We start from the raw sequence: 18,668 nt of genomic DNA on the forward strand, positions 1-18,668 counted from the left end.
CCCACTGAGGATCGCCATGCTGGCCGTCACGCTGATTAATACGCTGGTGGTCATCATCGCCGTGATCATTCATTACGAATTCCTGTTGCGCCTGAACGACTTGCTACCGCGCCTCAAGGTCAGGAGCCGTTTAAGGATGATGATTGGCGTATTCGGCGCCCTGCTGGCTCACGCGATCGAAGTCTGGTGCTTCGCCTTGACCTACTACCTGATGATCCGCGACGGCGAATGGGGCAGCCTGTCAGGCAACTTCGATGGTTCGTTCATGGACTGCGTGTACTTTTCGTTCACGACCTACACCACCATCGGTTTCGGTGACATCTCCCCCATCGGCAACCTCAAGTTCCTGACCGGCGTGCAAGCGCTGACCGGTCTGGTGCTGATCAGCTGGACGGCGTCGTTTCTGTTTATCGAAATGCAGAAATACTGGAAGAACAAGTAACGCCGTCCATCAGCCCCTAGGTGGCCGGTGTCCATTGCCAGTTAAGTACCTCGGGCAGGTCTTCACCATGTTCGATCAGGTACAGCTTGTGTTTCTCCATCATCGACCAGTACCGCGCCTGTGCAATGTGGCGCTGTTCGCACAGCCGAGGTACACGCTCGATGACGTCCAATGCCAAGCGGTAGCGATCCAGGTTGTTGATCACCGCCATATCGAACGGGGTGGTGGTGGCGCCCTCCTCCATGAAGCCACGCACATGGAAATTGTCATGATTGGTGCGTTTGTACAGCAGCCGATGCACCAGTGCAGGGTAACCGTGGAAGGCAAAAATCACCGGTTTGTCGGTGGTGAACAACCCATCGAAGGCCGCATCCGCTAGCCCATGGGGATGCTGCGATGACGACTGCAGCACCATCAGGTCCACCACGTTGATCACCCTGACCCGTAGATCCGGTACGTACTCGCGCAGCAACGTCACGGCGGCCAGGGTTTCCAGGGTCGGCACGTCGCCGGCACAGGCCATGACCACGTCCGGGTCCTGATCATCACGGCAGGCCCAGTCCCAGCGGCCGATGCCCGCCAGGCAATGCTGCACGGCCGCGTCGATATTCAGCCACTGCCACTCCGGCTGCTTGCCCACCACGATGACATTGATGTAATTGCGGCTGCGCAGGCAGTGATCCGCCACCGACAGCAGGCAGTTGGCGTCCGGCGGCAGGTAGATACGCGCCACGTCGGACTTCTTGTTCGCCACCAGGTCGATGAAGCCTGGGTCTTGATGAGAGAACCCGTTGTGGTCCTGGCGCCAGACATGGGACGTCAGCAGCAGGTTGAGCGAAGCCACCGGCTTGCGCCAGGGCACGCTGGCGGCGGTTTTCAACCATTTGGCATGCTGGTTGACCATCGAATCGACGATATGGATGAACGCTTCATAACACGACAGCAGGCCATGGCGCCCGGTGAGCAGATAGCCTTCAAGCCAGCCCTCACAGACGTGCTCGCTGAGGATCTCCATGACCCGACCATCCGCGGCCAGGTTCAGGTCGTCGGCCTCCAATGGGTCCATCCACGCCTTGGCGGTGACCTCATACACGGCGTCCAGGCGATTGGAGGCGGTTTCATCCGGGCCGAACAGGCGGAAGTTGCTGGCGCCCCGCGCGTTTTTCATCACGTCGCGCAAAAAACTCCCCAGTGCCCGAGTCGCCTCGGCGCGCTGGCAACCAGGGGCCGGCAGTGCTACCGCGTAGTCGGCAAAGCGTGGCAAGTCGAGCATGCGCAATAACAGCCCGCCATTGGCGTGGGGGTTGGCGCTCATTCGGCGGTGTCCGGTGGGCGCCAGCGCAGCGATTTCCGGGAGCAAGGCGCCGTCGGCATCGAACAGTTCGTCGGGGCGGTAGCTGTTCAGCCATTCCTCCAACTGCTGCACATGCCCCGGCGCCTGAAAGTTCGCCAGCGGCACTTGATGGGCGCGCCAGGTGCCTTCGACCCGACAGCCATCGACAAACTTTGGCCCGGTCCAGCCTTTGGGCGTGCGCAATACCAGCACCGGCCACAACTGGCGCTCCGGCGCCTCGGAGCGCCGGGGCTGGCGCGCCGCCTGCTGAATCTCGCGAATTTTCAGCAGCATGGTGTGAAGGGTACGGGCAAGCGCCTGATGCACCTGCGCCGGGTCATCGCCTTCGACGAAGTACGGATCGTAGCCATACCCATACAACAGGGCTGACAGCTCATCTTCGCTGATCCTGGAGAGCACCGTGGGGTTGGCGATCTTGTAGCCGTTGAGGTGCAGGATCGGCAGCACCGCCCCGTCGCGCGCGGGGTTGATGAATTTATTGGAGTGCCAGCTGGCGGCCAGCGGGCCGGTTTCGGCTTCGCCGTCGCCGATCACGCAGGCGACGATCAGGTCCGGGTTATCGAATACCGCGCCATAGGCGTGGGCCAGGCAGTAACCCAGTTCGCCGCCTTCATGGATCGACCCTGGGATCTGGGCCGAGACGTGGCTGGAAATCCCGTAAGGCCAGGAAAACTGCCGAAACAGCCGCAATAGGCCATTGGTATTGCGCTCCACCGAGGGATAACACTCGGTGTAGGTGCCTTCCAGGTAAGTCTGCGCGACCACCGCCGGGCCGCCGTGACCGGGGCCGGCGACGAAGAGCATGTTCAAGTCGTACTGGTTGATCAGCCGATTGAGGTGCGTATAGAGCAGATTAAGCCCCGGCGTCGTGCCCCAATGCCCCAACAAGCGCGGCTTGATGTGCGCCACGGTCAGGGGTGCCTGTAACAACGGGTTGCTCTTGAGGTAGATCTGCCCGACCGCCAGGTAATTGGACGCCCGCCAATACGCATCCAAGCCGTCCAGCGCCTCTGCACTCAAAAAATCGCTCATACGTCCCTCCGCCAAGGTTCGACCAGTGGATTATCCTTCGTCGATTCTGGGTGCCTCAAATGCGCGAGGCTTGATGTACATCAAGTCTTCAGGCCGACGCTTAAGCTCAATTAGAACGCTGGGTCAGGGATACCGCGCGAAGGTGCGGGAGGCGCATGTTCTTCGTTCGTCTATTACTCACTCGGCCGCAACGTCACGAGCCTGGGCCTGAAACCGTCGGTCGACCTGGCATCACCGCTCGAACACCTGGAGATTTGTTATGCGTGCGATGGTTCTGCACACCCCCGGCCAGCCACTGCAACTTGAGGAGCGCCCGGTCCCGACACCCGGCGCCGGGCAGCTGTTGATCAAAGTCCTGGCCTGTGGCGTGTGCCGCACCGACCTGCACCTGGTGGACGGTGAGTTGCCGCAAGCGCAACTGCCACGGGTGCCGGGCCATGAAATCGTCGGTGAAGTGACGGCCGTGGGCGCCGCTGTCGACGCCCATTGGATCGGCCGCCGCGTGGGGGTGCCGTGGCTCGGCTGGACCTGCGGCGAGTGCGCTTTCTGTCGATCAGGCCGGGAAAACCTCTGCGACCGGGCGCAGTTCACCGGGTGCAATCTGGACGGCGGCTACGCTGAATACACGGTGGCGGACGCACGCTTTTGCCTGCCGATTCCCGACAGGCTGTCAGACGTTCAAGCCGCGCCCCTGCTGTGTGCCGGCCTGATCGGTTTTCGCGCCTTGCAAATGGCCGCAGACGCTCCCCACCTGGGGCTTTACGGCTTCGGTGCGGCCGCCCATCTGGCGATTCAGGTCGCGCTGGGCCGGGGCCAACAGGTGTACGCGTTCACCCGCCCGGGTGACAGTGAAGGCCAGGCCTATGCGCGCTCATTGGGCGCCGTGTGGGCCGGGCCTTCGGACCAGCCGCCCCCGCACCTGCTGGATGCCAGCCTGATATTCGCCCCCGTCGGAGCGCTTGTACCGCTGGCGCTGGCTGCGACCGTCAAGGGCGGTTGTGTGATTTGCGCGGGTATTCACATGAGCGACATTCCGGCCTTCCCCTACCGCTTGCTATGGGGCGAGCGCAGCGTCCGTTCAGTCGCTAACTTGACGCGGCAGGACGGTACGGCGTTTTTTCAAACCTTGCAGCAGACGCCTGTCCACTGCGACGTCACCCGCTTCGCCCTGGAGGATGCGAATCAGGCGTTGGCATACCTACGCACAGGGCAATTTAACGGTGCAATCGTGCTGACCCCGTAGCCTGCCCGGGCTCAACGCGAGGGGTTGTCAGCTGCGCGTCGGCTTAATCGCCCACAGGCTGCACGGCGCGTGGTGCAGCAGACTTTCAGCGGTAGTGCCCAACAGCTTGTTCAAGCCCCAGTGCTGCACGGTGCCCATGACCATGATGTCGCTCTGGTGATCGCGGGCGAAGTCGCAAATATTGAAGAGCGGCGTGCCCTCAATAAAGTGCCGATGTTCGACGGGAATTCCCTGGCGCTCCGCCAGCGCGGCAAATGCCTCATGCTGGGCTTCATTCAGCGCCTCATAGAGCCCGGCGGCCAGGGGCACCGCGCCGAAGCCCATGTCTTTGGCATACACAGCAGCCCAGTCGTACACATGCAGCAACTCGAGCTGTGCCTGGCATTGCTCAGCCAGCTTGACCGCCGCTTCGACAATCTGGTCGTTGAAGATCTGGTCCTGGTCCTCACTGCGCAACACATCGACAATCGCCAGCACCTTGCGTGGCAGCGGGTGGCGCGCGTCGGTGACCAGATGCACCGGCACCGGGCAGTCGCGCAGCAGTTGCCAATCCAGCGGCGTGAAGAACACCCGTTTCAAGGCGGGCTCTTCCTCGGCATCCTTGATGATCAGGGCCAGCGACATCTCGTTGACGAAATGCAGGATTTCCTCATAAGGATGATGCACCCACACCACCTCGCTGGTGACCTCGACCCCGTGCTGGCGCATCACGTCGGCCTGCTCGGTGAGCCAGTGGCGATGAGTGTCCAGGTACGCTTCCCGCGCCCGGTTGATCTGTTCGGGCGCGAACAGCCCGGCGATCGCCAGGGCCTGCAAATAGTCGAACGCCACGATATGCAGCGGCAGCTGCATCGCGCGCGCCAGGGCGGCGGCACGATCGAACGCCGGTGTACGGGTCATGGACGAAGGGGCAATCAACAGTAAACGCTGAGTCTGCAACATGGGGCACCTCGGCACGCGGCCAACTGATTCGGTGGATAGGTCTTCAGATTGAGCGTTCCGGGTCGGCGGCTACTTGATCTTTATCAGTGGAGGCCGCAAAAGTTGATTTTCATCAACCTTCAAGCCAGGGCCACCGCCCAAGACGCCCGCCCCACAGTATGTGCCGTGGGCATACCCCATTCTGAAACGTCATAATCCTGGGTTTGGCGGCGTGGTAATCTCCTACGACTATGAATAGGCATTGATCATCAGTCGACAATCGCCAGAACCAGGAAAGATCATGCCAAAAGTGTCCCACTCAGCTCTGCGTCGTAATTTCCGTGAATTGCTTGCTGCGCCACTGTGCGTTGAGACAGCCTCTGTGTTCGACCCGATGTCTGCGCGTATCGCCGCTGACTTGGGTTTCGAGGTCGGCATCCTGGGGGGCTCGGTCGCTTCGCTGCAGGTACTGGCGGCACCCGATTTTGCGTTGATCACCTTGAGTGAGTTCGTTGAACAGGCCACCCGGATCGGCCGCGTCGCGCAGTTGCCGTTTATTGCGGATGCCGACCACGGCTATGGCAATGCCCTGAATGTCATGCGCACCGTCGAGGAGCTTGAGCGCGCTGGCGTGGCGGCCCTGACGATTGAAGACACCCTGCTGCCGGCACAATTCGGGCGTAAATCGACCGATCTGATCTCCATCGAGGAAGGCATCGGCAAGGTCAGGGCAGCCCTTGAGGCGCGCGTCGACCCCGAACTGTCGATCATCGCCCGGACTAACGCAGCGGTGTTGCCGACCGAGGCCGTGATCGAACGCACCCTGGCCTATGAAAAAGCCGGCGCCGATGGGATCTGCATGGTCGGTATCAGCGACTTCGAGCACCTTGAGCAGATTGCCGAAAAACTCACGGTGCCCTTGATGCTGGTGACCTACGGCAATCCGAAGCTCAATGACAGCCAGCGCCTGGCAAGCCTGGGCGTGCGCATCGTGGTCGCCGGCCATGGCGCCTACTTCGCGGCGATCAAGGCCACCTACGACAGCCTTCGCGCCCAGCGCCAGCTCACCCACAGCACCTCGAACCTCAGTGCCACCGAGCTTACCCATACCTACACCCTGCCAGAGAGCTACGTGGCCTGGGCCAAAGAGTTCATGGATGTAGACGAGTGAGACTGACCCAGGGCGCGCGCCTAGCCGACCCAGCCGACAGCGGCTTTCGGAACGACCTCCGACTCATCCAGCTTTGATGCAAACATGCTCACCGCTTGCACCGCATCGCTGGTGCTGGTGCGGATTTGCAGGATCACCGAACCCGCCTGGTCGGCCAGGCTGACACCCCGTTGCGCGCCTTCCTGGGTCGCGTTCATGCTGGCTACCGCGTCACGGGTTTCCGACAGAATCAAGCCGATCATCTCGGCAATCTCTGCGGTGGAACGGCTGGTGCGCCCCGCCAGTTGCCTGACCTCATCGGCCACCACGGCAAAACCACGGCCCTGATCGCCCGCGCGCGCCGCCTCGATAGCAGCGTTGAGCGCCAGCAGGTTGGTCTGGTCGGCGATACCGCGAATGGTATTGACGATGGCGGTGATCTGCTCGGAGCGATCGCCCAACTGCCCCACCAGCCGTGCGGAGGCGCCGATGCTATCGGCAATCCGGCGCATTTCACTGGCGGTTTCGTGGATCACCTGGGTGCCGTGCTCAGCGAATCGCTCGGTTTCCGAGGAAATATGGTAAGCGCGGGAGGCTCCGCGTGAATCCTCCTCGAACTTCTCGACACGCTCGCTGATGTCGCTGGCGAACTTGACGATTTTGATCAGCTTGCCGTCGCCGTCATACACCGGGTTGTAACTCGCCTCCAACCACACCACGCGGCCGTGCTTGCCGACGCGCTTGAATTGCCCGGTGAAGAATTCACCATTGTTCAAGCGGCGCCAGAAGTCAGCGTACTCAGGGCTGTTGACCTGGGTCGGTTCGCAAAACATACGGTGATGTTTGCCTTTGAGCTCCGTCAGTGAATACCCCATGACCGTGAGGAAATTCTCGTTGGCGTCGAGTACTTGCCCGTTCAAGTCAAACTCGATCACGGCCATCGCACGGTCCAACGCGGCCAGCTTGCTGCGGGTCGCCGCCTCCTGTTCGACTTTGCGCGTGACGTCGAGGGCGTACTTGACCACTTTCGAGACCTGGCCGCGCGCATCCAGCACCGGGTTGTAACTGGCCTCCAGCCAGATGATCTTGCCGTGGGCGTCCACGCGTTTGAATGTGCCCGACACGAACTTCCCGGCCCTGAGTTCCTGCCAGAATTCGGCATAGGCAGAGCTGCCGGTCAGCGCCGGCGGGCAAAAATCACGGTGGGTCTTGCCGGCCAATTGAGCCGTGTTGTAACCCAGGGTTTTCATGAAGTTGTCGTTGGCGCGCAACACCTTGCCGTTCAGGTCGAACTCGACGACGGCCATGGAGCGTTCGAGCGCGGCAATCAATCCTTGGTATTCAGTGACTTCGGCCCTCCTGGCCGCCAGTTCTGTTTTTAGTGCCTGATTGAACATGACGTAGCCTCAGCCGTGCGTGGAATCGGGGGGGTTGCTCTCCCGCGCTATCGGCCAATAAATACGTGACTTGATACACGAAAAATAAATATTACTTGACGTCAAATACTCGTCATTCCTCGAGCATTGCAAGGCCAAAGGGTACTGATCCTCGCACCCCCTGTGTTTAAATTGGCGACCCCTTTCCCTGCCAAGAGACCTTCATGGCCAACCACGACCTGTGCTTCACCCCTGACCCGGATGCCGACTCTATTTCCTCCGACGTGATCGGCTTCAACGGCATCCTGGTCTCCACCCAAATCCCGACCCGCAGCGATGGCAGCCTGGAACTGGGCGACATCACGCTGCAAAGCGAATGCACCCTGCAAGCCCTGAAAGTCGCCCTTGAACGCGCCGGCAGTTCCATGGACCGGGTGATGCACCTGACCATCTACCTCACCGACATGGCCGACCGCGCAGCGTTCAACGAGGTCTACACACGCTTCTTCGCCAAGCCGTGGCCGGTGCGCGCCGCCGTTGGCGTGGCGGCCCTGGCGGTGGAAGGCATGCGCGTGGAAGTTACCGCGATGGCCGCCAAAGCCTGAATCCGCAGCAGCCACTGGCCTTGCACCCTGCAGGCCAAGCCCTGCGGTAGGTGCCGGTCAACCGTTTCACGGCTACAATGCGCGCTTCGACCGTGACAAGCCTGACTAAAAAAACTATGTCCTTGCCCAAGCATCACCTGGAATTGCTCAGCCCTGCCCGCGATGTCGCCATCGCGCGCGAGGCCATCCTGCATGGCGCCGACGCCATCTACATCGGCGGCCCAAGCTTCGGTGCCCGCCACAATGCCTGTAACGAGGTGAGCGATATCGCGCAGTTGGTCGAATTCGCCCGGCGCTACCACGCCCGCGTCTTCACCACCCTCAACACCATCCTGCATGACAACGAACTGGAACCCGCGCGCAAGCTGATCCATCAGCTCTACGACGCCGGCGTCGATGCGTTGATCGTGCAAGACCTGGGCGTGATGGAGCTGGATATCCCGCCGATCGAGCTGCACGCCAGTACCCAGACCGACATCCGCACGCTGGGCCGCGCCAAATTTCTCGACCAGGCCGGCTTCTCCCAGCTGGTATTGGCCCGTGAGCTGAACCTGCAGGAAATCCGCGCCATCGCCGATGAGACCGACGCCGCCATCGAGTTCTTCATCCACGGCGCCCTGTGCGTGGCGTTCTCCGGGCAGTGCAATATCTCCCACGCGCAGAACGGCCGCAGCGCCAACCGGGGCGACTGCTCCCAGGCGTGCCGCCTGCCGTACACCTTGAAAGACGATCAAGGCCGCGTCGTCGCCTTTGAAAAGCACCTGCTGTCGATGAAAGACAACAACCAGAGCGCCAACCTGCGTGACCTGGTCGATGCTGGCGTGCGCTCGTTCAAGATCGAAGGTCGCTACAAGGACATGGGCTATGTGAAGAACATCACTGCCTATTACCGCCAGCGCCTGGATGAAATCCTCGAAGACCGCCCGGCCCTCGCCCGCGCCTCCAGCGGCCGGACTGCGCATTTCTTCCTGCCCGACCCGGAAAAAACCTTCCACCGAGGCAGCACCGACTACTTCGTCAGCGACCGCAAGATCGACATCGGCGCCTTCGACACCCCGACCTTCACCGGCCTGCCGGTGGGCGTGGTGGAAAAAGCCGGCAAGCGCGACCTGCAAGTGGTCACCCATGAGCCGCTGTCCAACGGCGACGGCCTGAATGTGCTGGTCAAGCGGGAAGTGGTGGGTTTCCGCGCCAATATCGCCGAGGCCAAGGGCGAGTTCGAGGAAGACGGCGAGAAGCGCTACCGCTACCGCGTCGAGCCCAACGAAATGCCGGCCGGGCTGCATCAGTTGCGGCCGAACCACCCGTTGAACCGCAACCTCGACCACAACTGGCAACAGGCGCTGCTCAAGACCTCTGCCGAGCGCCGTATCGGCCTGTCGTGGGTCGCCCGTCTGCGCGAAGAACGCCTGGAACTGACCGCCACCAGCGAAGAAGGCATCAGCGCCAGCGTCGCCCTGCCCGGCCCGTTCGGCGTGGCCAACAAGCCGGAACAGGCGTTGGACACCCTGCGCGATTTGCTCGGCCAACTGGGCACCACCGAATACCACGCCACCGCCATCGAACTGGATGCGCCGCACGCGTTCTTCATCCCCAACTCGCAGCTCAAGGCCGTGCGCCGCGAAGTGATCGAAGCCCTGACGGCGGCCCGCATCCACGCTCACCCACGCGGTGGGCGCAAGGCGCAAACCAACCCGCCGCCGGTGTACCCGGAGGCGCACCTGTCGTTCCTGGCCAACGTGTATAACCAAAAGGCCCGCGACTTCTACCATCGGCACGGGGTGAAACTGATCGACGCGGCCTTCGAAGCCCACGAAGAAACCGGTGAAGTGCCGGTGATGATCACCAAGCACTGTCTGCGCTTCTCGTTCAACCTTTGCCCCAAACAGGCCAAGGGCGTGACGGGCGTGAAGACCAAGGTCGCGCCGATGCAGTTGATCCATGGCGATGAAGTGCTGACCTTGAAGTTCGACTGCAAGCCTTGCGAAATGCATGTGATCGGCAAGATCAAGGGGCACATCCTGGGTCTGCCGCAGCCAGGCAGTGTGGTCGGCTACATCAGCCCGGACGACCTGCTCAAGACCATCCCGCGCGCGCCGCATTGATCGAACCGCGGGCGCGCTGCAATGGCGCGCTCGCGGTCAATTACTCCACTTGCATCGCGGTCTTTGCGCGCCACCACCAGCCCCTTTGCAAGCCAGCGGCCGCCAACAGGATCGCCGCCACTCCCAGCCATTGCAGCCAGCCCAGGCGATGCCCGAAGGCAATCCAATCGACCAGGATCGCCGCAATCGGGTAGATGAACGACAACGCGCCGGTGATGGCCGTCGGCAGCTTCTGGATCGCCCCATACAGCAACACATACATCAAACCGGTGTGTACCACCCCGAGCGTCAGCAGGGCCGCCCAGGCATTGTGTGCCACCGGCAAACTGTTCCACGGCACCAGGGGCGCCAGTAACAACGCGCCGGTCGTGACCTGGATCAGCGCCATCAAATGCGGCGGTACCGCCTTCAAGCGTTTGATGATCAGCGCGGCAATCGCATACAGAAACGCCGCGCAGAGGGCCAGCGCGATACCGGCCAGGTAATCCCCATCGCCGGTTGGCTGATCGCCATGGGCGCTGACAATCGCCAGCATCCCCAGGAACGCCACGCTCAACCACGCCAGTTTCTGCACGCTGATCTTTTCACCAAGGAACAGCGCCGCCAGCAGCACCAACATGAATGGCTGCACGTTGTACACTGCCGTGCTGATCGCGATGGAGGCGCGGGAATAGGACTCGAACAACAGCAACCAATTGCCGACGATGGCCACGCCGCTGAGCATCGCCAAGCCGAGCCCGGCCCAACTGAGCAAGTCCCGGCGCAGGTAACCCAGCAGTGCGCACACCAGCAATAACGTCAGCGCCCCGATCACGCAGCGCCAGAACACCACTTCGAGCACCGATACGCCCGACACCAAGACAAACCAGCCAATGGTGCCCGAGATCAGCATGGCGGCGACCATTTCCCACGACCCGCGACGGATGGATGTGTCCATGATTGAAACTCCTCAAGTGAGGCTCAATTATGGCAAGCTGACTGACGCAGGCGACAGCGACTAAGAAAGGCCAAACACTCGGATCACCTTTACTTATTAGGCAAATACCATGATCGACACCATCGACCAACAACTGATCGGCGCTTTGATGGACGACTCCCGGCTATCCCTCAAGGCCCTGGCCGGCATCACCGGGCTGTCGTCGCCCAGCGTCGGTGAACGCCTGCGCCGCCTGGAAGAACGCGGCGTGCTGACCCACTACACCGTCGACATCGACCCCAAGCACTTCGGCTACCTGCTGCAAGCCATCGTGCGCATCCGCCCCCTGCCCGGCCAGTTGCAGGAAGTGGAACGGCAGATCCAGGCCATCCCCGAATTCACCGAATGCGACAAAGTCACCGGTGAGGACTGCTTCATCGCACGCCTGCATGTACGCACCATGGACCACCTCGACAGCCTGCTGGATCGGCTCAATGCCTATGCCGAAACCAACACCGCCATCGTCAAGAAAACCCCGGTGAAGCGGCGCCTGCCGCCGCTGACCGACTGAATGCGCGCACACCCAATGTGGGAGGGGGCTTGCCCCCGATAGCGCAGTGTCAGTCACTGCATGAGTGCCTGAACCACCGCTATCGGGAGCAAGCCCCCTCCCACATGAGCCCTGCGCCGGGTCAAGTCAGTCGTGCAGGGCCTTGGCCGCGCCCAGCAGCCCCTGAAACTTGCGATAACGCGCCTCCAGCACCGGCTGTTGCGCCCCATCCGGCACATACCGAGCCTTGACCGGCATGCCCGCCGCGAGCAAATCCGCGCCCTGGCCGATGGCCAGGAACCCCAGCTTCGCCGCGCCGATGCACGCGCTCAGCTCACTGCCGTGCAGCGTGAAGATTTCCCGCTGCAGGATGTTGGCCAGCAACTGCGCCCAATACTCACTGCGCGCGCCGCCGCCCACCAGCGCACAAGTGGTGACGTCGGCGCCGCTCGCTTGCACCGCGCGCAACGCGTCCAGCAGGCCAAAGCCCACGCCTTCCATCACCGCATACCCGAGCATCGCCGGGGTACAGTCGTGGCCCAGGTTCATGAAGCCGCCGCGCAACAAGGGGTCGTTATGCGGCGTGCGTTCGCCGGCCAGGTAAGGCAGGAACAACGGAGTGGACAGCGGCACCGCTTGGCCGATGGGCAACTGGGCCTGGACCTGGTCCAACAGCGCCTGTTCATCCGGCATGCCCGTCAGGCGCGTGACCCAGCGCAAACAACTGGCGCCGGCCAACATCGCGCCCATGGTGTACCAGCGCTCAGGCAGCGCATGGCAGAAGCTATGCACCGCAGTGGCCGGGTTGCCCGCCGCATGGTCGGTGATGGCGACAAGCGCCGCGCTGGTGCCCAGCGTGATGAAACCGTCACCCGCGTTGATCGCGCCGATGCCCACGGCCGCAACCGGGTTATCGCCACCGCCGCCGGCAATCACCACCTCGGCAGACAAACCCAGCTCGCTGGCGGTCAAAACAGCACTCGCCGCACCGCCCTCCACCAGCCTGGGCATCTGCTCCGGTGTCAGGCCGGTGGCCCGCAGCATGGGGCTAAACCACTGACGATTGGCCACGTCCAACCACAGCGTCCCGGCCGCATCGGACATCTCGCTGATGCGCTCCCCACTCAAGCGCAGGCGCAGGTAATCCTTGGGCGACAGCACGCAATCGATGGCCTTGAACACCTCGGGCTCATGCTGTTGCAGCCAGAGCAGTTTCGGCGCGGTCAACCCGGCCATCGGCAAGCTGCCGGTGACGTCGGCGAACCCTGGGCCGAGCTGTGCCGCTTGGGCTACCGCGCGCGAGTCGTCCCACAGAATCGCCGGGTACAACACGCGGTCGTCGTCCCCCAGCAATACCGCGCCGTGCATTTGCCCGGACAGGCCGATGCACGCCACCCGGGCAAACGACTCATGCGCGCGCAACACATCCAGCGCCTGCAAACAGGCTTGCCACCAGTCTTGCGGCGCCTGTTCGGACCAGCCGGTGTGCCGACGCGAGACGCTCAAGCGCACGCCGGCCTGAGCCAGCACGGCGCCGTGGGTGTCCATCAGGATGGCTTTGAGTTCCGAGGTGCCCAGGTCGATGCCGAGGGAAACAGCACTGTTCATCCGCATGTCATTCCAATCAATCACAGCCACAGGAGTTACGTATTTGCAGGGTCGGCTCCAGACGCACACTCCGGGTCGGGGCGGCGGGCGCAGCCATGCGCTGCAGTAACAGGTTGACCGCCTGAACGCCGAGCGCCTGGACCGGCTGGGCGATCAACGTCAGGCGCGGCACAAAGAAATCCGCCCAATCAAAATCATCGAAGCCCACCAGCGCCATCTGCGCCGGCACCTCGATATGCGCATCGCGCAAGGCCTGCATGGCGCCGAGGGTCATCAGGTTGTTGCCGGCCATGATCGCGGTCGGCGGCGCTGCCAGGCCGAGTAACTGCACCGTGGCCTGGCGTGCCGGCTCGGTGTTGGAGCCCCCGTTGACCAACAGCTGCGGATCAAACGCCAGCCCCGCAGTGTGCAATGCCGCGCGGTAACCGGCGACCCGTTCATCCGTGGTGCTGAACCCCGCGCGCCCGGCGATGAAGCCGATTCGACGATGCCCATGGGCGATCAGGTGGGCGATCAGCGCTTGGGTCGGCTGGGTATTCGCCACCCCGACCTGATCGAATTGCTCACTCATCATCCGATCCACCAGCACCGCCGGAATCTCGCTGGCGCGCAGATACTCCAGGGCCAGCGAGCCGTTCGAGGGCGCCAACACAATGCCGTCGACGCGCCGATGATGCAGCGCCGTGACCACCCGCAGCTCCTGCTCCGGGTCATCGTGGGTATCGACGAACAGCATCATGTAGCCGTGCTTGGCGCACTCGGTTTCGATCGCGTGCACGGTTTCGCTGAAGTAGTGGTTGGACAGCGCCGAGATCGCCACGCCAATCGTGCTGGTGCTCGACCGCGCCAGCGAACGCGCCAGGGTGTTGGGGATATAACCCAGTTCCTGGATCGCGCGCTGCACCGCCTGCACCGTGGCCGGGCTGACCTTGCGGGTGCCGTTCAACACATGGGACACCGTTGACGTCGACACCCCCGCTCTGCTTGCGACGTCATCCATGGTGACCACGGCGCTGTTCCCCTCAGTGACTCAGTGTTTACTCGACCAACCGCTGTACGTCGCGACGGTGTCGCGGGTGATCAGTTTTGGCGTGAGCAGCGTAACCGTTTCGGCGGGCGCCTTGTCGTTGAGAAGGTCATTACCGATGTTCACCGCCGTCTGCGCCATGGCCCATGGGTCCTGGCTGGACGACGCCTGGATCTGGGTGTCGGTCTTCAGCGCATGCTCGATGTCCGGTGCGCCATCCACCGAGGTGATAATGATACCGCCGCGTTTAAGCTGCTTGGCCGCCAAGTCGCTGCCGATGGCCTGGGGGTCGTTGATCGCGAACAGACCGTCGATTTTTGCAAACCGCGTGAGGTAGCCCTGCATCACGTTCAGTCCGCCTTCACGCGAGCCTTTGCCGTCCTGGTCATCGGACAGCACCTTGATCTGCGGCGCAGCGGCCAAGGCGGCCTTGCAACCTTTGACGCGGTCGGTCACGGCGGTCACTTGCGGGCCGTTCTGGATAATCACGTTGCCTTTGCCCGCGAGCTTGTCCACCAGGAATTGGCAAGCCAGTTTGCCGGCTTCGACGTTGTCGGTCTGCACGGTCGCGTTGACCCCCTTGGCGTCCACATCCACCGCCACGACGATAATGCCGGCGTCGCGGGCTTTCTTGATCGCCGAGGCCATGGCGGACGGGTCGACGGCGTTGATCAGAATCAGGTCGACCTTGGACGAGATGAAGTTGTCGATCTGCGAAAACTGCTTGCTCAAGTCATAGTCGGCCGACACCGACGTGACCTTGACGCTGGGGTTCAGCTCCTTGGCACGAGCCGTGGCGCCGTCGGCCAGGGTCACGAAATACGGGTTGCCCAACGAGCCCATGCTGATGCCCAGGGCCTTCAATTCACGCGCTTCCACGGCCTGGGACATCAGGGCAGCCAAGGCAATGACGGGAAAGATGTGTTTTAGGTTCATGCGGGTCTCTCTTGTGATTGTTGTAGGAGTGAACTCAGGTCCGCGCACCGGACTGGCGATAGCGATCCAGCGCCACCGCGCCGATGATCACGATGCCCTTGATGATGTACTGCCAGATATCCGAGACGCCCAGCAGCACCAGGCCATTGGTCAGTACCGCAATGATCAGTGCGCCGATCAGCGTGCCGCCGATGGTGCCGACGCCGCCGGTAAAGCTGGTGCCGCCGAGGATCACTGCGGCGATCGCATCCAGTTCGTAGGATTGCCCCAGTTGCAGGCCATTGGCGGCGAACAGGCGTGAAGCACTCATCACGGCGCCCAGCCCGGCCAACGCACCGGACATCGCGTAGACAAACAGCAGCACCTTCCACACCTTGATCCCGGAGAGCCGCGCCGCTTCCGGGTTGCCGCCCACCGAATAGATCTGCACGCCCATCACCGTGCGGCGCAGGATGAACCACGACAGCGCCACCACCGCCACCGCGATAACCACCAGCCACGGCACGCCGAGGATCGAGTCGTTGCCGATAAAGGCAAACGGCAGGTCGGGGTTGAACACGGTTTTATCGTCGGCCAGCAAACGTGCGAGGCCGCGCATGGCGGTCAGCGCGCCGAGGGTGACGATAAACGGCGGCAAGCGCATGAACGCGATCAACCCGCCGTTGACCAGGCCCAGCAACAGACCAAAGCCAATCCCGGCGGCAATCCCGAACATGCCGAACTGCGGCGACATCGAGGCCTGCAACGCCACCACGGCCGACGCCGCGAGGATCGCGCCGACGGACAGGTCGATGCCGGCGGTCAGGATCACAAAGGTCATGCCCGCCGCCAGCACCACGTTGACCGAGGCCTGTTGCGTGATGATCGACAGGTTCTGCACCGTCAGGAAGTTTTCACTGGCCAGGGCAAAGCCCACCAGCAACAGGACCAGCACCGGCAGCATGCCGACGCTGCGCATCAGTTCCCGGACGCGCTCGGCCTTGCCGATGACGGGGAGGGTCATTGTGTTGTTCGAATCAGCCATGGGCAGCCACCTGATCGCCACCGGTGGCGAGGTCAATAATACGTTCCTGGGAAATGACGTGGCCCGAAGCCCCGCCGACTTCGGCCACCAACTGGCCTTCGCGCATGATCAGCACGCGGTCGCAGGTGCCGATGATTTCCGGCAACTCGCTGGAAATCACCACGATGCCCACGCCGGCCTGCGCCAGTTGATTGATGATGCGGTAGATCTCGGATTTGGAGCCGATGTCCACGCCACGCGTGGGTTCATCGAGGATCAGCACGTGCGGCTTGACCTCCAGCAACCGCGCCAGCAAGACCTTTTGCTGATTGCCGCCAGACAACGCGCCGACGTTGACCTTGCCGGACGCCACGCGAATCGATAGCGACTTGATCGCGTCATTCGAGCGCTGCGCAGCATGCCCGCGATTGAGCACGCCACCGGCATGCGCGTCCGGCACACAGGCACAGACATTGATGTTGTCGGCCACGCTCATGTCCAGGAACAGGCCCTGGGCCTTGCGGTCTTCGGTGAGGTACACCACGCCGGCGCGAATCGCGTCGGCCGGGGTGCGCAGTTGCGTAACCGTCTTGCCCACCACTTCCAGGGTGCCGGCGGTACGCGGGTCGGCGCCGAAGATCAGCCGCGCCAGTTCAGTGCGCCCTGCCCCCACCAGGCCTGCGATGCCCAGCACTTCGCCGGCGTGCAGGTCGAAGCTGCAGTTGCGCACGCGTTTGCCGTCGGCCATGTCGCGCACGCGCATCACCACCGCGCCGGGGTCATAGGCCGCGTGCTCCTTCTTGTAGAAACCGGAGAGGTCGCGGCCCACCATCATCTTCACCAGCACCTCAGCCGACAGCGCGTCGCGGGTCAGTTCGCCGATGTACTGGCCGTCGCGCAGCACCGAAACCCGGTCCGACAGTTCGTAGATCTCGGCCATGCGATGGCTGATATAGATGATCGCCAGGCCCTGGCCGCGCAACTGTTTGATCAGCGCGAACAGGCGGTCGGTCTCACGCGACGAGAGCGGCGTGGTGGGCTCGTCCATGACCAGGATCTTGGCGTGGGCATGCAGGGCGCGGGCGATTTCGACTAACTGGCGCTCGGCAATCGACAGGCTGCTGACCCGCGTCGCCGCCGTGAACTCGGCGCCCAGGCGTTGCAGCACCTCCACGCAACCGGCCAGCATGCCCTGGCGGTCGATGGTCCAGCCACGGCGCAGTTCACGGCCCAGGTAGATGTTCTCGGCCACGCTCAGGTTCGGGCACAGGCTCAGTTCCTGGTAAATCACGGCGATGCCGAGGGCTTTGGCGGTGGCGGGATCGAACGTTGCGACAGGCTGGCCGGCAATGCGGATGGTGCCGCCCGGGTCGGCCTGGTAAGCGCCGGAGAGGATTTTCATCAGGGTGGATTTGCCGGCGCCGTTCTCCCCCATCAAGGCGTGGATTTCGCCGGGGTAGACTTTCAGGCCGACATTCTTGAGCACACGCAAACCGTTGAAGGTTTTGCTGATGCCCTGCATCTCAAGCAAGGGTTCGAGGCTCATGAATGAGCTCCTGATTTTATTATTTTTGTATTCGCGCTCCTTGGATCAGAGCCGATTTCCACCGACTCTAATCAGATACATTTACTTACGCAAGCGCTTGCGCAGCCCGTTTGTCGCCTGATGAAACGTTTCATCAAGCTAGTTGGCCGCGATCTCAGCGTTCGTAGCGTTTAGGCAGCATGCGCACCAAGGTGTTGTCCCGCACCCAGTAGTGATGGAACAACCCGGCGGCGGCGTGCAGGCCGATCAGCCAATACCCGGCGCTGCCCAACCATTCATGCCAGTGCTTGAACTGCCTGGCCAGGTCCGGGTCCGCCGCGACCAGGGTCGGCAAGGAAAACTCGAAATACGGTATCGGCTTGCCCGCGGCGTTGAGCATCAGCCAGGCCAGCAGCGGCGTGACGATCATCAGGCCGTACAGCGCCAGGTGCATCAGGTGCGACGCCCCCGTCTGCCAGGCTGGCGGGCGCGGCACGATCGGTGGACGCGGCATCAGGCGCCCGAGCAGGCGCAGCCACACCAGCAGGAAAATCGCAATACCGAACAGCGCGTGGGCGCCGAGGAACAGCCCCTTGAGTGCGTGCCCGCGAGGCAACAGACCTTTGATTTCAATGCAACCGTATACGCCGACAAACAACGCCAGCATCAACCAGTGCAGAATCATCGACAGCCTTGCATAGCGCGGTGTCATCAGGTTTTCGGTCATAGAAAAGGAACCTTGTGCTGGGGGTGGGGCCGGACCCGGCCTTGATAAAGTCGCGGTCACCCTGCCCGGCTAGCCTTAAGACAATCTGAAGATCGCTGAAACGATCATTTTCACCACCTTCAGACTTCGTTAAGAAATGCCTTCGATA

16 protein-coding genes and 1 pseudogene are annotated in these 18,668 nt (G+C 62.5%); 6 read left to right on the forward strand and 11 right to left on the reverse strand.

Annotated features, from left to right (window positions below):
- The first annotated feature begins 16 nt into the window (after nucleotides 1-16).
- A complete protein-coding gene (locus ACS5Q8_RS14575; protein ID WP_426099806.1) occupies nucleotides 17-442 on the forward strand; it encodes a potassium channel family protein in 426 nt (141 codons plus the stop codon).
- Nucleotides 443-458: 16 nt separating this feature from the next.
- On the opposite strand, the gene ACS5Q8_RS14580 is transcribed toward ACS5Q8_RS14575, so the two are convergent.
- Nucleotides 459-2,828, reverse strand: a complete 2,370-nt coding sequence (locus ACS5Q8_RS14580) for a phosphoketolase family protein (RefSeq protein ID WP_426099807.1) — start codon at nucleotides 2,826-2,828, stop codon at nucleotides 459-461.
- Between the two features lie 259 nt (nucleotides 2,829-3,087).
- Here ACS5Q8_RS14580 and ACS5Q8_RS14585 point away from each other — a divergent pair, with 259 nt between their 5' ends.
- Nucleotides 3,088-4,071 carry a zinc-dependent alcohol dehydrogenase family protein gene (locus ACS5Q8_RS14585; protein ID WP_426099808.1) on the forward strand — a complete coding sequence of 328 codons (984 nt, stop codon included), beginning with the start codon at nucleotides 3,088-3,090 and terminating at the stop codon, nucleotides 4,069-4,071.
- 27 nt (nucleotides 4,072-4,098) lie between these two features.
- On the opposite strand, the gene ACS5Q8_RS14590 is transcribed toward ACS5Q8_RS14585, so the two are convergent.
- Nucleotides 4,099-5,013 (reverse strand): universal stress protein, encoded by a 915-nt coding sequence (locus ACS5Q8_RS14590; protein WP_276193037.1) that lies wholly within the window; start codon nucleotides 5,011-5,013, stop codon nucleotides 4,099-4,101.
- A gap of 280 nt (nucleotides 5,014-5,293) precedes the next feature.
- Between ACS5Q8_RS14590 and ACS5Q8_RS14595 the strand changes: the two genes are divergently transcribed.
- Nucleotides 5,294-6,163, forward strand: coding sequence for an isocitrate lyase/PEP mutase family protein (locus tag ACS5Q8_RS14595; RefSeq protein ID WP_276193038.1), 870 nt, complete (start codon nucleotides 5,294-5,296; stop codon nucleotides 6,161-6,163).
- A gap of 20 nt (nucleotides 6,164-6,183) precedes the next feature.
- Here the strand turns inward: ACS5Q8_RS14595 and ACS5Q8_RS14600 are convergent, their stop codons facing one another.
- Nucleotides 6,184-6,678, reverse strand: a complete 495-nt coding sequence (locus tag ACS5Q8_RS14600; protein WP_465160364.1) for a methyl-accepting chemotaxis protein — start codon at nucleotides 6,676-6,678, stop codon at nucleotides 6,184-6,186.
- Between the two features lie 93 nt (nucleotides 6,679-6,771).
- Nucleotides 6,772-7,539: pseudogene (locus ACS5Q8_RS14605) on the reverse strand (PAS domain-containing protein); the annotation flags it as partial.
- A 203-nt stretch (nucleotides 7,540-7,742) separates the two neighbouring features.
- Between ACS5Q8_RS14605 and ACS5Q8_RS14610 the strand changes: the two are divergent.
- Nucleotides 7,743-8,123 carry a RidA family protein gene (locus tag ACS5Q8_RS14610; RefSeq protein ID WP_276193040.1) on the forward strand — a complete coding sequence of 127 codons (381 nt, stop codon included), beginning with the start codon at nucleotides 7,743-7,745 and terminating at the stop codon, nucleotides 8,121-8,123.
- A 116-nt stretch (nucleotides 8,124-8,239) separates the two neighbouring features.
- Nucleotides 8,240-10,228, forward strand: coding sequence for a peptidase U32 family protein (locus ACS5Q8_RS14615; RefSeq protein WP_276193041.1), 1,989 nt, complete (start codon nucleotides 8,240-8,242; stop codon nucleotides 10,226-10,228).
- Nucleotides 10,229-10,268: 40 nt separating this feature from the next.
- On the opposite strand, the gene ACS5Q8_RS14620 is transcribed toward ACS5Q8_RS14615, so the two are convergent.
- Nucleotides 10,269-11,165 carry a DMT family transporter gene (locus ACS5Q8_RS14620; RefSeq protein WP_276193042.1) on the reverse strand — a complete coding sequence of 299 codons (897 nt, stop codon included), beginning with the start codon at nucleotides 11,163-11,165 and terminating at the stop codon, nucleotides 10,269-10,271.
- 109 nt (nucleotides 11,166-11,274) lie between these two features.
- On the opposite strand from ACS5Q8_RS14620, the gene ACS5Q8_RS14625 reads away from it, so the two are divergent.
- Nucleotides 11,275-11,715 carry an Lrp/AsnC family transcriptional regulator gene (locus tag ACS5Q8_RS14625; protein ID WP_193040203.1) on the forward strand — a complete coding sequence of 147 codons (441 nt, stop codon included), beginning with the start codon at nucleotides 11,275-11,277 and terminating at the stop codon, nucleotides 11,713-11,715.
- 126 nt (nucleotides 11,716-11,841) lie between these two features.
- Here the strand turns inward: ACS5Q8_RS14625 and xylB are convergent, their stop codons facing one another.
- The 6 genes from xylB to ACS5Q8_RS14655 all read right to left on the reverse strand — a co-directional run bounded on the left by xylB (nucleotide 11,842) and on the right by ACS5Q8_RS14655 (nucleotide 18,520).
- Nucleotides 11,842-13,302, reverse strand: a complete 1,461-nt coding sequence (gene xylB / locus ACS5Q8_RS14630; RefSeq protein ID WP_276193043.1) for a xylulokinase — start codon at nucleotides 13,300-13,302, stop codon at nucleotides 11,842-11,844.
- Between the two features lie 16 nt (nucleotides 13,303-13,318).
- Entirely contained in the window at nucleotides 13,319-14,311 is a 993-nt protein-coding gene (locus tag ACS5Q8_RS14635; RefSeq protein ID WP_276193044.1) for a LacI family DNA-binding transcriptional regulator, read from the reverse strand.
- Nucleotides 14,312-14,332: 21 nt separating this feature from the next.
- Nucleotides 14,333-15,265 carry an ABC transporter substrate-binding protein gene (locus ACS5Q8_RS14640; RefSeq protein ID WP_276193046.1) on the reverse strand — a complete coding sequence of 311 codons (933 nt, stop codon included), beginning with the start codon at nucleotides 15,263-15,265 and terminating at the stop codon, nucleotides 14,333-14,335.
- 34 nt (nucleotides 15,266-15,299) lie between these two features.
- Nucleotides 15,300-16,268, reverse strand: coding sequence for an ABC transporter permease subunit (locus ACS5Q8_RS14645; RefSeq protein WP_247407449.1), 969 nt, complete (start codon nucleotides 16,266-16,268; stop codon nucleotides 15,300-15,302).
- Nucleotides 16,269-16,281: 13 nt separating this feature from the next.
- Nucleotides 16,282-17,814 (reverse strand): sugar ABC transporter ATP-binding protein, encoded by a 1,533-nt coding sequence (locus ACS5Q8_RS14650; protein ID WP_276193047.1) that lies wholly within the window; start codon nucleotides 17,812-17,814, stop codon nucleotides 16,282-16,284.
- Between the two features lie 154 nt (nucleotides 17,815-17,968).
- Entirely contained in the window at nucleotides 17,969-18,520 is a 552-nt protein-coding gene (locus ACS5Q8_RS14655; RefSeq protein ID WP_276193048.1) for a cytochrome b, read from the reverse strand.
- Between the last annotated feature and the right edge of the window lie 148 nt (nucleotides 18,521-18,668).

It is taken from the genome of Pseudomonas sp. PAMC25584, assembly GCF_058135675.1.

Coding starts and splice junctions, on each gene's coding strand:
- ACS5Q8_RS14580 (WP_426099807.1), bottom strand. CDS start 2,828: ATGAGCGATTTTTTGAGTGCAGAGGCGCTGGACGGCTTGGATGCGTAT.
- ACS5Q8_RS14575 (WP_426099806.1), top strand. CDS start 17: ATGCTGGCCGTCACGCTGATTAATACGCTGGTGGTCATCATCGCCGTG.
- ACS5Q8_RS14595 (WP_276193038.1), top strand. CDS start 5,294: ATGCCAAAAGTGTCCCACTCAGCTCTGCGTCGTAATTTCCGTGAATTG.
- ACS5Q8_RS14645 (WP_247407449.1), bottom strand. CDS start 16,268: ATGACCCTCCCCGTCATCGGCAAGGCCGAGCGCGTCCGGGAACTGATG.
- ACS5Q8_RS14650 (WP_276193047.1), bottom strand. CDS start 17,814: ATGAGCCTCGAACCCTTGCTTGAGATGCAGGGCATCAGCAAAACCTTC.
- ACS5Q8_RS14615 (WP_276193041.1), top strand. CDS start 8,240: ATGTCCTTGCCCAAGCATCACCTGGAATTGCTCAGCCCTGCCCGCGAT.
- ACS5Q8_RS14620 (WP_276193042.1), bottom strand. CDS start 11,165: ATGGACACATCCATCCGTCGCGGGTCGTGGGAAATGGTCGCCGCCATG.
- ACS5Q8_RS14625 (WP_193040203.1), top strand. CDS start 11,275: ATGATCGACACCATCGACCAACAACTGATCGGCGCTTTGATGGACGAC.
- ACS5Q8_RS14585 (WP_426099808.1), top strand. CDS start 3,088: ATGCGTGCGATGGTTCTGCACACCCCCGGCCAGCCACTGCAACTTGAG.
- ACS5Q8_RS14590 (WP_276193037.1), bottom strand. CDS start 5,013: ATGTTGCAGACTCAGCGTTTACTGTTGATTGCCCCTTCGTCCATGACC.
- ACS5Q8_RS14655 (WP_276193048.1), bottom strand. CDS start 18,520: ATGACCGAAAACCTGATGACACCGCGCTATGCAAGGCTGTCGATGATT.
- xylB (WP_276193043.1), bottom strand. CDS start 13,302: ATGAACAGTGCTGTTTCCCTCGGCATCGACCTGGGCACCTCGGAACTC.
- ACS5Q8_RS14610 (WP_276193040.1), top strand. CDS start 7,743: ATGGCCAACCACGACCTGTGCTTCACCCCTGACCCGGATGCCGACTCT.
- ACS5Q8_RS14640 (WP_276193046.1), bottom strand. CDS start 15,265: ATGAACCTAAAACACATCTTTCCCGTCATTGCCTTGGCTGCCCTGATG.